The sequence below is a fragment of the Pseudomonas sp. EYE_354 genome, assembly GCF_023148575.1.
Lineage (GTDB): Bacteria > Pseudomonadota > Gammaproteobacteria > Pseudomonadales > Pseudomonadaceae > Aquipseudomonas.
Window position 1 is genome coordinate 229,777 of record NZ_JAHXNQ010000002.1, and the last position, 13,367, is coordinate 243,143.

The 13,367-nt window shown below is 58.3% G+C and carries 15 protein-coding genes; 9 read left to right on the top strand and 6 right to left on the bottom strand.

The window, feature by feature from the left end; genetic code table 11:
• Positions 1-55 precede the first annotated feature (55 nt).
• The gene (locus tag KZX66_RS03780; protein ID WP_248076572.1) at positions 56-910 is read right to left on the bottom strand and encodes a hypothetical protein; all 855 of its coding nucleotides are present in this window, start codon (positions 908-910) and stop codon (positions 56-58) included.
• Between the two features lie 299 nt (positions 911-1,209).
• Between KZX66_RS03780 and tnpB the strand changes: the two genes are divergently transcribed.
• The 4 genes from tnpB (at position 1,210) to tal (ending at position 5,484) form a co-directional block, all read left to right on the top strand.
• Positions 1,210-1,569, top strand: coding sequence for an IS66 family insertion sequence element accessory protein TnpB (gene tnpB, locus KZX66_RS03785; protein ID WP_248076574.1), 360 nt, complete (start codon positions 1,210-1,212; stop codon positions 1,567-1,569).
• A gap of 16 nt (positions 1,570-1,585) precedes the next feature.
• Positions 1,586-3,097, top strand: coding sequence for an IS66 family transposase (locus KZX66_RS03790; RefSeq protein WP_248076576.1), 1,512 nt, complete (start codon positions 1,586-1,588; stop codon positions 3,095-3,097).
• A 222-nt stretch (positions 3,098-3,319) separates the two neighbouring features.
• Entirely contained in the window at positions 3,320-4,306 is a 987-nt protein-coding gene (gene dusA / locus KZX66_RS03795; RefSeq protein WP_248076578.1) for a tRNA dihydrouridine(20/20a) synthase DusA, read from the top strand.
• Positions 4,307-4,557: 251 nt separating this feature from the next.
• On the top strand, positions 4,558-5,484 hold the full coding sequence (gene tal, locus KZX66_RS03800) for a transaldolase (protein ID WP_248076579.1): 927 nt from the start codon (positions 4,558-4,560) through the stop codon (positions 5,482-5,484).
• A 71-nt stretch (positions 5,485-5,555) separates the two neighbouring features.
• On the opposite strand, the gene rssC is transcribed toward tal, so the two are convergent.
• Both rssC and rssB read right to left on the bottom strand, forming a co-directional pair.
• Positions 5,556-6,038, bottom strand: a complete 483-nt coding sequence (rssC, locus tag KZX66_RS03805) for an anti-sigma factor antagonist RssC (RefSeq protein ID WP_010566476.1) — start codon at positions 6,036-6,038, stop codon at positions 5,556-5,558.
• Complete coding sequence (rssB, locus tag KZX66_RS03810; RefSeq protein WP_248076580.1) at positions 6,038-7,219, bottom strand: two-component system response regulator RssB; 1,182 nt, start codon at positions 7,217-7,219, stop codon at positions 6,038-6,040. Before rssB ends, rssC begins: the two co-directional genes overlap by 1 nt.
• A gap of 277 nt (positions 7,220-7,496) precedes the next feature.
• Between rssB and KZX66_RS03815 the strand changes: the two genes are divergently transcribed.
• The gene (locus KZX66_RS03815; RefSeq protein ID WP_248076581.1) at positions 7,497-7,793 is read left to right on the top strand and encodes a PilZ domain-containing protein; all 297 of its coding nucleotides are present in this window, start codon (positions 7,497-7,499) and stop codon (positions 7,791-7,793) included.
• A gap of 63 nt (positions 7,794-7,856) precedes the next feature.
• On the opposite strand, the gene KZX66_RS03820 is transcribed toward KZX66_RS03815, so the two are convergent.
• Positions 7,857-8,546, bottom strand: coding sequence for a VacJ family lipoprotein (locus KZX66_RS03820; protein WP_248076582.1), 690 nt, complete (start codon positions 8,544-8,546; stop codon positions 7,857-7,859).
• 195 nt (positions 8,547-8,741) lie between these two features.
• Between KZX66_RS03820 and KZX66_RS03825 the strand changes: the two genes are divergently transcribed.
• Together KZX66_RS03825 and KZX66_RS03830 are read left to right on the top strand one after the other, a co-directional pair.
• Positions 8,742-9,350, top strand: coding sequence for an HAD family phosphatase (locus tag KZX66_RS03825; RefSeq protein WP_248076583.1), 609 nt, complete (start codon positions 8,742-8,744; stop codon positions 9,348-9,350).
• A 110-nt stretch (positions 9,351-9,460) separates the two neighbouring features.
• Complete coding sequence (locus KZX66_RS03830) at positions 9,461-9,727, top strand: DUF4404 family protein (RefSeq protein WP_248076585.1); 267 nt, start codon at positions 9,461-9,463, stop codon at positions 9,725-9,727.
• A 33-nt stretch (positions 9,728-9,760) separates the two neighbouring features.
• Here the strand turns inward: KZX66_RS03830 and queF are convergent, their stop codons facing one another.
• On the bottom strand, positions 9,761-10,591 hold the full coding sequence (queF, locus tag KZX66_RS03835; RefSeq protein WP_248076587.1) for an NADPH-dependent 7-cyano-7-deazaguanine reductase QueF: 831 nt from the start codon (positions 10,589-10,591) through the stop codon (positions 9,761-9,763).
• Between the two features lie 66 nt (positions 10,592-10,657).
• Complete coding sequence (locus tag KZX66_RS03840; RefSeq protein ID WP_248076589.1) at positions 10,658-11,179, bottom strand: cupredoxin family protein; 522 nt, start codon at positions 11,177-11,179, stop codon at positions 10,658-10,660.
• Positions 11,180-11,334: 155 nt separating this feature from the next.
• On the opposite strand from KZX66_RS03840, the gene KZX66_RS03845 reads away from it, so the two are divergent.
• Positions 11,335-12,015 carry a heavy metal response regulator transcription factor gene (locus KZX66_RS03845; protein ID WP_248076591.1) on the top strand — a complete coding sequence of 227 codons (681 nt, stop codon included), beginning with the start codon at positions 11,335-11,337 and terminating at the stop codon, positions 12,013-12,015.
• Positions 12,012-13,367 (top strand): heavy metal sensor histidine kinase, encoded by a 1,356-nt coding sequence (locus tag KZX66_RS03850; RefSeq protein ID WP_248076923.1) that lies wholly within the window; start codon positions 12,012-12,014, stop codon positions 13,365-13,367. Before KZX66_RS03845 ends, KZX66_RS03850 begins: the two co-directional genes overlap by 4 nt.

Below are 13,367 nucleotides of genomic sequence, written 5' to 3' on the forward strand. Positions count from 1 at the left end.
ACACCAATACGCAAAACCCCGGCCAAGGCCGGGGTTTAAACGATCCACATACGTGCTAACCATTGTAATATTTATAAAGACTTGGGCTAATTATCCATGAGTCCCTCAAACTCACCAAACCATGCTTTCGAAAAAGCTTTCTTGTCATTTTTAACACTAACGTATTGTTTACCAGCACTGCACGTTCATAGCTATCAAGATCACTCATAAAAATCTTGTAATAGTGTTTTTTCTGACGTTCAGACAGACTTCCTGACTCAATAACGTCCCTTACAAGAAAGAACTGCCTATTGATACCCGCAGCGGACATTTTCTCTAGATTATTTTTCACAAATCGATGCGCCCGCTTTGCAGCAGTAAGAGTAAACGCACCCTTTGCATCTAACGCCCTCCGAAGCTTCATTATGTTATTTGCAGTTCTCTTACAGTGCTTTGTTTTATTCCCGGCCGCATCGACGAAGCAATACTCAGCCCGGCGTTCTCTAAGCATTGATAAAAGATTAAAAAACGACGATTCAAACGCCTGAACCCTGAGAATTTTCTCTTGTTCCTTAAGCGAATCGATTGATACAGAAATATCTTTCTCCTGAACACTGATAGAAACCAAAATGGCGATAAAAGCCATAAAGCTCAAAAGTGGATTTAAAATACCTCCAACAAAGTCGCCAACCTGCCCAAGATTAGTCTCGACATTAACACCTATGAAATACAATAACGCAAACAACAAAACAACTGACACGACCAAGGATGCAGCGAAGATAACGAGAAACCTTTGCTGTTTCGAAAAACTCTTAAATATCTCAATCAAAAAACCTTTAACAGCCCCAAAATAGGCTATAAGAATCACGCTCAAAGCGCACGAATAAACCATAAGAATCAAAACAAGATTCTTTAAAACAAACGAACTCATATACACCCTTTTATATGGCTACCAATAAAGATCAAAATACTTTTGTTTTAACTGCCCCAAGCCCTTCAAAGCCGTTGACGGTGCAGCGATTCCTCTCACGTAACACCATATCCCTTACGGTTCGCACTGGAATATCTCGCACAAAAAGCCCCGCAATAGCGGGGCTTTTCATCGTTCAGCTTGGAGCATGCAGCATGCAGCATGTCCAAATCAACGTAAGCGCACCATAAAGCCCACATTCCAAGCCAAAATCTAATGACTGATGCTGTACTCCCGATTTCTTTCAGGAGCCAGGCGCCATGATGCGTCCCGACGCCAAAGTCGAAAAAGTGTACCTCTACCCTAAGCCCGTCGACTTCCGAAAATCCATCGACGGCCCGGCCGCCCTGGTCGAGCTGGATATTAAAGTCGCGGTATTCGACCCGGTGCTTTTTGTTTTTCTGAATCGCCACCGTACCCGAGTGAAAATCCTATATTGGGAGCGCAACGGCTTCTGCCTTTGGCTCAAGCGCCTCGAATCTGAACGGTTTAAAACATCGCCCGAGGCCACCGATGAAGCCATCGTGTTGAGCGTCCAGGAATTGAACTGGTTGCTCGACGGCTTTGACCTTTGGCGCAACCGTCCGCATCAGGTTTTGACTCCACGATTTGTCGCCTGACGGGTATAATCCGGGCATGATTTCCATGCCCGCCCAATTACCTGATGACCCTGCTGCACTCAAGCAATTGCTTGCTTACATGCAGTCCAAGGTCGCGGTTCTCGAAGAAGAGAACGCGCTGCTTCGTCAGCGTCTGTTCGGGCGCAAGTCTGAGCAAAGTGCCGATTCGACGACGCCACAACTGGCGCTGTTTGACGAAGCAGAAAGCATTGCTGCGCCCGCCACCGATGACACCGAAGAGGACGTCGTCGGTCCGGCGAAACGCCGTGGTAAGCGCAAGCCTCTGTCCGCTGACTTGCCGCGCGTCGAAGTCATCCATGACCTGCCCGAACACGAACTGACCTGTGCCTGCGGTTGCCGCAAGCATGCCATCGGCGAAGAAGCCAGCGAACAGCTGGATATCGTGCCGATGCAGATCCGGGTGATCAAACATATCCGCAAGGTTTACGGCTGCCGTGGCTGCGAAACGGCCCCGGTCACCGCCGACAAACCGGCTCAGTTGATCGAAAAGAGCATGGCCAGTCCGAGCGTGTTGGCGATGTTGCTGACGACCAAGTACGTCGATGGCCTACCCTTGCACCGATTCGAAAAAGTCCTTGGGCGTCACGGCATCGATATCCCACGCCAGACCTTGGCGCGCTGGGTGATCCAGTGCAGCGAGCATTTCCAGCCACTACTTAACCTAATGCGTGATCGATTACTGGAAAGTCCCGTGATCCATTGCGATGAAACCCGCGTTCAGGTACTGAAGGAAGCGGATCGAGACCCGACCAGCCAATCCTGGATGTGGGTACAGGCCAGCGGCCCGCCGGATCGCAAAGTCGTGTTGTTTGATTACACTTCCAGCCGAGCGCAGGACGTGCCATTGGGTCTGCTGGAAAGTTATCGCGGCTACGTGATGACTGATGATTACGCGGGTTACAACGCCTTGGCGTTGCAACCGGGTGTGGAACGGCTGGCGTGCATGGCTCATGCACGACGCAAGTTCGTCGACGCACAAAAAGTGCAGCCCAAGGGTAAAACCGGGAGGGCTGATATCGCGCTGACGATGATCAACAAGCTGTACGGCATAGAGCGTGAGTTCAAGGACGTCAGCGATGAACAGCGATTTATCGGTCGTCAGGAAAAAAGCTTGCCGATCCTGGCCCAGTTGAAAAGCTGGCTGGATAAAACCCAGCCGCAGGTCACGGCACAAAGTGCATTAGGCAAGGCCGTGCATTACTTGGCGAACAACTGGAGCCGGCTGGAGCGTTATGTCGAAGCCGGTTTTTTACCCATCGACAACAACGCCGCTGAAAGAGCGATAAAGCCATTTGTCATCGGGCGCAAGGCCTGGCTGTTCAGCGATACGCCCAAAGGCGCTACCGCCAGTGCCCAAGTCTACAGCTTGGTCGAGACCGCCAAGGTCAACGGCCAAGAGCCCTATACGTGGCTGCGCCACGTACTGGAACGACTGCCGCATGCGCAGTCGGTGGCCGACTACGAAGCGCTACTGCCATGGAACTGCTCGCCAGAGATGCCACGGTAAACGAGGTGGTTGTCTTGCGGTAGGTGTGGTTCATGGACCGCATACGAATATCGGGGTCAGCCCCCTATATCTGACGTACTGGCCTGCCTCAGATACCGACACATTCCACACAAAGCAATGTGCAACGCGAGGTGGTGCGAAGCGCAGCACACGCGCCTCCCACACCCAAGACCCATCCCTGATAAACTGCGCACCATTCCACCCCGCTGACTCAGACCCCTAATGCCCCTACAAACCGCCCCCCTCTCTCGCCGCTTCTCCGTCGCCCCGATGATGGACTGGACCGACCGCCACTGCCGGTTCTTCCTGCGCCTGCTTTCCAAGCACGCCCTGCTCTACACCGAGATGGTCACCACCGGCGCGATCCTGCACGGCGACCACGAGCGCTTCCTGCGTCACAGCGAGGCCGAGCACCCGCTTGCGCTGCAGTTGGGCGGCAGTGTTCCCGCTGACCTCGCAGCCTGCGCACGTATGGCTGAGGCGGCCGGTTATGACGAAGTGAACTTGAACGTCGGCTGCCCGAGTGATCGGGTGCAGAACAATATGATCGGCGCGATCCTGATGGCGCACCCTGCACTGGTGGCGGAGTGTGTGAAGGCGATGCGGGATGCGGTGTCGATTCCGGTGACGGTGAAGCATCGTATCGGGATCAATGGGCGTGACAGTTATTCCCAGTTGTGTGAGTTCGTTGGCACGGTGAGGGATGCGGGGTGCACCAGTTTTACGGTGCATGCGCGGATTGCGATTCTGGAGGGGTTGTCGCCGAAGGAGAATCGCGACATTCCGCCGTTGCGCTATGACGTGGCGGCGCAGTTGAAGCAGGATTTCCCGGAACTGGAGATTGTGCTGAACGGTGGAATCAAGACGTTGCAGCAGTGCCAGGAACATTTGCAGGTGTTTGATGGGGTGATGTTGGGGCGGGAGGCTTATCACAATCCGTATTTGCTGGCGGAGGTGGATCAGCAGTTGTTTGGCAGTGAGGCGCCGGTGATCAGTCGGGCTGAGGCGTTGGCGCAGTTGCGGCCGTATATTGCGGAGCATTTGGCCAGTGGTGGGGCGATGCATCACATTACGCGGCATGTGTTGGGGTTGGGCACCGGCTTTCCGGGAGCTCGTCGGTTCAGGCAGTTGTTGTCGGTGGATATTCATAAGGCAAGTGATCCGTTGGCGTTGCTGGATCAGGCGGGGGAGTTGTTGGAGGGGCGGTGAGACGTTGGGTGGCCGGACTGTTGTGGCAAGCCTGCTCACCACGATAAGCCAGCGCCAACACGGGGCCGTGTTGGTGGGGGGAATTTGGGTTGAACCTGTCGGGGGTTTTGGCCTCCTAGTTAGCAGTATGGCCGTGATTCAAACGGCTGTTTTCAGGTTGTTGCCCTCGCAAACGATCGAACGCATTTGCGCCCTTGAGCGCCTGTCGGCGCTCGGGTAATGTCACCAGACCCATAGGACAGAGCACGCCCATGACTTCCAAGCTGGAACAACTCAAGCAATTCACCACCGTTGTCGCCGATACGGGTGATTTTTCCACCCTTGCCAAGCTCAAGCCGCAGGATGCGACAACCAACCCGTCCCTTCTGCTCAAAGCGGCGTCGATCCCCGGCTATGCCAAGCTGCTGGATGAGTGCGTACAGGACTGCAATGGCGATGTGGGCCTGGCCAGTGACCGCTTTGCAGTAGCGGTAGGCCAAGAAATTCTGAAAGTCGTGCCGGGCCGTATTTCAACGGAAGTGGATGCACGCCTGTCGTTCGACACTGACGCCGTACTCAAGCGCGCGCACCGTCTGATCGACCTGTACGAAAAAGCCGGCGTTGGCCGTGACCGCGTGCTGATCAAGATCGCCTCCACTTGGGAAGGCATCCGCGCAGCAGAGCAGCTGGAAAAAGAAGGCATCCAGACCAACCTGACGCTGCTGTTTTCCTTCGCCCAGGCCGTGGCCTGCGCAGAAGCCGGCGTGTTCCTGATTTCGCCGTTCGTGGGCCGTATCTATGACTGGTACAAGAAAGCCAACGGCAGCGACTACACCGGCGCCGATGATCCAGGCGTGCAGTCGGTGACCCGCATCTACAACTACTACAAGGCTAACGGCTACAAAACCGTGGTCATGGGCGCCAGCTTCCGTAACCTGAGCCAGATCGAAGAGTTGGCCGGGTGCGATCGCCTGACCATCAGTCCGGACCTGCTGGAAAAGCTGGCGGCCGACACCGGCAAGCTGGAACGTAAACTGTCGCCAGGGCACGCCGGTGAAGCTCGCGTACACATGACCGAAGCGCAGTTCCGCTGGGAGTCCAACGAAGACGCCATGGCCACCGAGAAGCTGGCCGAGGGTATTCGCCAGTTCGCGCGCGATCAGGAAAAACTCGAAGCACTGTTGGCGGCCAAGCTGTAAAAGCTGCCACGGCAAAAAGGGCGGTCACCCTCACGGGTACCGCCCTTTTTTGTGCATCCGATCCTATGGGATCAATGCCGTTCCAGCGCATTCACCAGGTCGTGAAACGCTTCGCGATTGGACTCGTTCAAGCCCATCAGAATTTTATGCGCTTCCAGCACCTTGATCCGCACCACTTCCTCGGACTGGTCCTGGGACGGCAGATCGGTCAGGCACTCCGGGCACGGGATCGGGCGATCAACAATGTTGAACACCTGGTCGAAACCCATGGACTGCAGCAGACGGGTGATGTCTTCGTGGGTGGTGACGACCGTAGGCAACAGGCCGACCTTCTGCCGCGACAGAATGGACAGCTTGGCCAGCAAGCCGAGGGTGGTGCTATCGATGCTGCGGGTTTCGGTCAGATCGATCACGATCGCCGAAAAATTCAGCGCAGTGAAAATCCGCTCAATCGTCGCATCCAGCGCTGAACACAAGGTCAGGCGCACTTCACCGACAAACTTCAGGACAAATGTCCCGTCTTGCTCGGCGAATTGGATTCTTCCGGTACTCATCAAAGATTCCTGCTCAACACCAATAGGGCGATATCATCCGGCATCTCCCCTAGCGTGGCCAATCCAAAAACCTGCCGCAGGCCATCCAGGCTGCCGCCCGCCGACTTGACCCGTTGGGGCAAGGCCGCTTCTTTCTCTTTGAGTGTAGGCTCTGGCAAAAGGTCCAGGATGCCATCGGACATCAGCGTCAGGCTGAAGGTCGGCGGCAATTCCAGGATGTGGTCTTCGTAGGTCGCTTCATTGAACAAGCCTACGGGCAGACCACGTCCTTCCAGGTAACGCACACTGTCGGGAGTGTATAAAACAGGCATCGGCAGGTGGCCGCCAATGCTGTAGGTCAAAAGACCGGTTTCTTCATCAATCACGCCGCCGACCATCGTCACGTGCTTGCCCAGCTTGCAGCTGATCAGGCCCCGGTTGATGTGGCCCAGCACTTGGGAGGGCGTGAACTCCGGCAAGGTGCCATTGCGTTTGGATTCGAACAACAGCCGCGTGGTCATGAATTTCAACAAAACGGTCACAAAAGCAGAGGATGCACCGTGGCCGGACACATCGGCCAGGTAGAACGCGACACGCCGCTCATCCACGCGAAAATAGTCGACGAAGTCCCCGGACAGGTACAACGACGGAATGATTTGGTGTGCGAACTGGAATTCGTCGATGGTCCAGGGGCTGACCGGCAGCATGTTCATCTGCACCTGGCGACCGGCGTTCTGGTCTTCCTGGAGCAGGTTCAGGCTGGCTTCGAGTTCACGGTTGGCGGTCTCAAGCTTTTCGCGGTAACGCTGGTTCTCGAACAGCAAGCGCGAACGGTCCAGAGCACGACGCACCGAGTGCTCCAGCACCGCCAGGTCTTCCAGGGGTTTGATCAGGTAGTCGGCGGCGCCCAGGCGCAACGCCTCGACGGCGTCGTTCATGACGCCGGCACCGGATACGACGATCACCGGCGTCTGCGGCGCAAGCTCGGTCACCTGGCGAATCAGTTCAAGGCCGCCCATCTGGGGCATGCGCAGATCGCAGATCACGAGGTCGGGCTGGTCGCGCTCGAATACCTGGAGACCCTGTTGACCATTGCTGGCCTGCAGGACGCTGAAGCCACTGTCTTCCAAATAGGCCGCGAGACTCGCGCGCACTACTTCGTCGTCATCGATTATCAGCAGCGTGGCACTGGTTTTTTGCATGTGGGCAAACGGCGCCAGAATTAGGTTGGCGTAGGCGGCTCGGCGATGGCCGGACTCACACTACTGGATTCGCTTTCTAGCCTCTCTGTCCTACAAAGCATAGGCGTTTTGCCCACGCACAACTGTAAAGCAGAGGTGCCCTTCTAAGGCGCAGACGGTACTCCCATCCGCCAGGCGTTTCAAGCTCATGCCGATGGTCGCCGAGCGTCTTTACACCGCAAATCACCGGGAGTTATAAGAACAGCCACAACCACAACACAAAGTAAGGATGGAACCGATGAGCGAACACGAGCGCGACTACGCTGAGAAACGCGATTTCATCCGCATGCGACTGGATGCAGATGTGTCTCTGATCCACGCAGGACAAGAGATCGAGGGGGTTTGCATAGACCTCTCCAGCTCCGGCATGCAGGTGCAGGCGCCCCGCCAATTCAACGTGGGCGACCTGTTGACGGTGCGCATCGATTCAGAGCACGCCGCACTCAAGGGCCTGGAGGCGGACACCGAAGTGGTGTGGGCCAAAACAGTCGGTGATGAGCAGCAGCTGGGCCTCAAGATCCTGAAAATGCGCTGAATTCGCGCACAAAAAAGGCGACCGCCCGGGGGTCGCCTTTTTTTCATTTCAAAACGTCACAGCTTAAAAATCGTCAACTACCTTGCCGTCCTTGACCTTGAACTCGCGGTTCTGCAGGTAGGCGTTACGAATGAAAGTGTATTTGTCGCCCGTGATCAGTTTCTCGCTGTCGAGAAGGCTGGCACGGGTGTCGACGATGCCCAGACCCATCACGCTGTTGCGCAGCGAGACATCATCCATATACCGGTAAGGCTGGGTATAGCTGTCTACGTACTTGGACGGCGCATCGCGCAGCGTGCTTGGGCCCAGCAACGGAATCATCACATACGGGCCGCTGCCCACGCCCCAGTACCCCAGGGTCTGACCGAAGTCTTCATCGCTACGTTGCAGCCCCATTTTGGTGCCTACGTCGATAAAGCCCAGCACGCCAAACGTGGTATTGACCAACAGACGGGCCGTATCAACACCGGCATTGTGAGGCTTGAGCTGCAGCACGTTGTTGGCCAGGTTGCCGACGTCGCCGATGTTGCGGAAGAAGTTGTGGATACCGTCTTCGACGAATTGCGGGGTGATCCACTGATAGCCTTGGGCCAACGGCTTGAGGGCGTAGGTATCAACGGTATCGTTGAAGGTGAAGATAGGGCGGTTGATACTTTCCCACGGGTCATCTTCCGACGCAGCCTGTGCGGCGAAAGGGGCCAACAGGACAGTGGCACACACCGATAGCTGAGCGAAGTAGTGGCTCCAGCGCATAGCTTTAACTCCTTGAATGATCTGTCATGGGCGCTATGCCCTGAATAAGGCCGTCAGTATATGACGGAAGTGTCCGTTTAGGCAGTCGCCAGGAAACGTCCCATGCAAAATGGACAAAATTCCTACAATTGACGAGGCTGTCATCCGTCTGTCATCCGGTGCCGATAGCGTCACAGCTATTTCAAGGATGTCGACATGCCTCACGCCGAGATTGCAAATGCCAGCGCCCCCGCCTTGACTGCCGTGTTGTTCGGCCTGAGTGGCTGCCTGGTGGATTTTGGTTCCCAGGCACGCACAGCCTCCTCCTCTGCACAGTCACAGGCCACACCCGGCGCCCTGAAAATCCTGCGTAGCCTCAAGGAGCAAGGCGTGCCCTGCGCCTGGCTGGATGAACTGCCCTCCTCTGTCACCACGCCACTGGCCGCCAGCCTGCCAGGCTGGCTCAAGGCCGCCTCGCCCTCCCCCATCCGCTGGCCCGCGCCCCATGCGTGCTGGCAAGCCTTGATGGAACTGAACATCGAGCGCCTGGAAGGCTGCGTGCTGGTCAGCGGCGAGCCGCGCCTGCTGCAATCGGGGTTGAACGCCGGGCTATGGACCATTGGCCTGGCCTCCTGCGGCTCACTGTGCGGCCTGGCGCCCGAGCAGTGGCAGGCGCTGAGCGACAAGGAACGCGAACACAAGCGCGGCAAGGCCACGGTGGCGCTGTATGGCTTGGGGGTGCACTCGGTGATCGATCACCTCGGCGAACTGGCCACCTGCCTGGCGGACATCAGCCTACGCCGGCTCAAAGGCGAGAAGCCCTGATCGAGATCATGCACAGTCGGCCCCGGTGGATTAATCTACAGGTCCGCCCGTAGACCTTTCCCGGCGTGCCGCGGTCTATGTCAGTGCCTATCGATAAAAGGAAGAACGTCATGCCTGCCCGCGAAAAACTGCAAGAACAGGTCACCATCCTGCGCGAGCAACTGGAACAGGATCCGCCGCTGCCGGCCGAAAAACGTGAAGCGTTGGAAGCCTTGCTTGCCAAGTTTGAAGTGCAACTTGAACTGGAACCGGCCACCCAGCCGCCGAGTATCGCGGACGATGTGAACCGCGCGGTGGAAGGCTTCGAACTGGAACACCCAGGCATCGCCGGGACGTTACGCAATATCGTGATCACCCTGGGCAACATCGGGATCTGACAGCAAGAGCCCCGCAATCGCGGGGCTTTGCAGTTACTGGCGCGCCAGACGCACGTTCTGGAACGTCACATCCTCGGTACTGCGGTAGGGGTTGATATCCAACCCGCCACGGCGCACATACCGCGCATACACGGTCAACTTCTGCGGCTTGAGCAGGCGCTGCAAGTCCAGAAAGATGCGCTCCACGCACTGCTCATGGAAGTCCGAGTGCTGGCGAAAGCTCACGATGTATTCCAGCAGGCTGGCGTGATCCAGCGCGTGGCCACGGTATTCCACCACCACGCTGCCCCAGTCGGGCTGGCTGGTCACCGGGCAGTTGGACTTGAGCAAATGGCTGTGCACGCGCTCTTCGACAACGCGCGAATCGTCACAACGCAACAGCTCCGGACGCGGGTGTTCGTAGTTACTGACGCGGATGTCCAACTCATCGATGCACACACCTGGCAGCGCCATGACACCTTCGGCCTCGACCTCGGCCAGGCTGCGGATACGCACGCTGACCGGCTTGCCGGCGGCTGCGCTGAGGTCGGTGCACAGGGTAGCTTCCAGGCTTTGCGTGTCGGCAAAAGCCGTCTGGTTCAGCGAATTGAGGTACAGCTTGAACGACTTGGATTCGATGATGTTTGGCGAGTCGGCGGGAATGCTGAACTCGGCGATCGCCACCACAGGCTTGCCCGACGGCAGCAACCACGACAATTCAAAGCAGTTCCAGAAGTCCACGCCCTTATAGGGCAGGGTCTCGGCGCTCAAGCCCAGCTCGGCCCACTTGGCGGCACGCGCAATCGGGAACAGCAACGACGGGGTGTAGGTGGAGATGTATTCACTGGACTTGCCCAGCGGCGAATGTTCGGCTGCGGGATGCATGGCGGAAACCTGGCTAAATAAACCGCGCCAGTCTACCAGCCTTTGCCCCCGCCCTTAAGAAACGCCTTACTCAACGGTCAGCTTGCCGACCATGCCCGCCTGGTAATGCCCGGGCAAGTTGCAGGCGAACTCCAGCCCCGTGGCCCGAGTGAACGTCCATGTCAGCTCAGCCGTTTTACCGGGTTCGACCAACACGCTGTTGGGATCATCGTGCTTCATGCCGCCCATCTCACCATGGCCCATGGCGCTGTGGTCCATCTTGCCCATGCCGGTGGCGGTGAGCATGCCACTGGCTTGCATCTGCAGCATTTCCTTCTGGTGGGCCGCGTGCATCGCGGCGTCGCCCAGATTGAATTCATGGAGCAACTGGCCTTTGTTGACCAGGACGAAGCGCACGGTTTCGCCGGCCTTCACATTCAGGGATTTGGGCGAGAAGGCGATGTCCTGCAACGTGACTTGCACCGTACGCGTGGCCTTGTCCGCCGCTGCCGGATGGCCGAACGCATAAGCGTGGGCCGTATCGGCCGATGCATTGAAACTCAGCGCCAACAGGCAACCCGCCAACAACAAGGGTGTACGCAACATCATTGCTATTCTCCAAAAAGGTATAACCCGCTCTGGCAGCACTCTAAGATGGCGCCGCTGCCAGCCAGCTGACTGCTGGATTACAACTTTGTCAGGTTGCACCCTTGGCCTGACAGCCACGGTATAAAGCCCTTCGCCACCCGCTGCCCGAGCCGCCCATGAAACTGCTGATCGTCGAAGACCAACCGAAAACCGGCCACTACCTGCGTCAGGGCCTGGCCGAGGCGGGTTTTACCACCGAATTGGTGGCCGACGGTACCAGCGGCCAGCACCTGGCGTTGACCGGTGATTATGACCTGCTGATCCTCGACGTGATGCTGCCCGGTCGCGACGGCTGGCAAATCCTGCAGGCGGTGCGCGGCGCCGGCCTGGATATCCCGGTGCTGTTTCTCACCGCGCGGGACGCCGTAGCAGATCGCGTGCATGGACTGGAACTGGGCGCCGACGACTACCTGATCAAGCCCTTCGCCTTTTCCGAACTACTGGCCCGCGTACGCAGCCTGTTGCGCCGTGGCAGCAGCGCGCCCCAGGAAACCGCGCTGCAACTGGCCGACCTGCGCCTGGACCTGATCCGCCGCCGCGTCGAACGCGACGGCCAGCGCATCGACCTCACCGCCAAGGAGTTCTCCCTGCTGGAACTGCTGCTGCGTCGCCAGGGCGAGGTGCTGCCCAAAACGCTGATCGCTTCTCAGGTGTGGGACATGAACTTCGACAGCGACACCAACATCATCGAAGTGGCGATCCGCCGCCTGCGCCTGAAAGTCGACGACAACTTCCCCACCAAGCTGATCCACACCGTGCGCGGCATGGGCTATGTGCTGGAGGAGCGGTGCAATTGATCCAGCGCCTGTCCCTGGCCAGCCGCCTGGCACTGCTGTTCGCCGCCTGCACCGCCGTGGTCTCGCTGCTGGCCGGCGTGCTGTTCAACCAGGCCAGTGAGGCGCACTTTATCGAGCTGGACCAACAGCAGCTCGACAGCCAGCTCGTCGCGCTGCGCAGCACCTTGCAGGGTGTCGATTCGCCGCAGTCCTTCGCCCAGCGAGCCGCACAACTGCGCGCCGAACTCAACCGCCAACCCGACCTCACGCTGCGCATCAGCGCCGGCGGCGAGCGCTGGCTCGACGATGCGCCAACCATCACCCTGCCCACCGCCCCCGGCCTGCACAACCTGCAAAACGCCGGTACCGATTACCGCGTCTACAACGCACCGTTGTCGGCCGGCCAGCCCGACTCGCCCCAACTGAGCCTGCTGCTCGACATCACTCACCATCAGCACTTCCTGCAACGTATGCAGCATTTGATCTGGCTGACCGTCGGCTTATCGGCCCTGGCCACCGCGCTGCTCGGCGCCTGGGCCGCACGCAGCGGGTTGCGCCCATTACGGCGCATGGGCGAAGTGGCGGCCGGCGTGTCGGCCCACTCCCTGACCCAGCGCCTGCCCCAACAACATATGCCCGTGGAACTGGCGGAACTGGCCCAGGCCGTCAATGCCATGCTCGGCCGCCTGGACGACGCGTTCCAGCGCCTGTCGGCGTTTTCCTCCGATATCGCCCATGAGCTGCGCACGCCGCTGTCGAACCTGCTGACCCAGACCCAGGTCATCCTCACCCAGCCGCGTGCGCTGGAGGATTACCGCGAGGCGCTGCACAGCAACCTGGAAGAGCTGCAATGGATGGCGCAACTGGTCAACGACATGCTCTACCTGGCCAAGGCCGATCACGGCTTGCTGATGCCGAGGCGCGAGCCCTTGGCACTGGCCGATGAAGTTGAAGCGTTGTTGGAGTTTTTCGCCCTGGTGGCAGAAGACGCGCAGGTCACGCTGGTGCGCAAGGGCATTGCCCACACGGGCGGAGATCGCGGCATGCTGCGGCGGGCTTTGTCGAACTTGCTGGATAACGCGCTACGGTTCACCCCACCGGGCGGCGAAGTACGCGTGCGCATGACGCAGAGTGCAGAGGGTGTAACGCTGACGGTGGAGAACAGCGGGGAAGGCATCCCGGCGCGGTTGTTACCACGCTTGTTTGACCGATTCTACCGGGCTGATCCGGCACGCCATGAAGGCAGCAGCGAGCATGCGGGACTGGGGCTGGCAATTACCCAATCGATTGTGCGGGCGCATGGGGGGAGGATTTTTTGTGAGTCTGAGGCCGGATGGACACGGTTTGTGATCGAGTTGCCCAAGGGAGAGTGA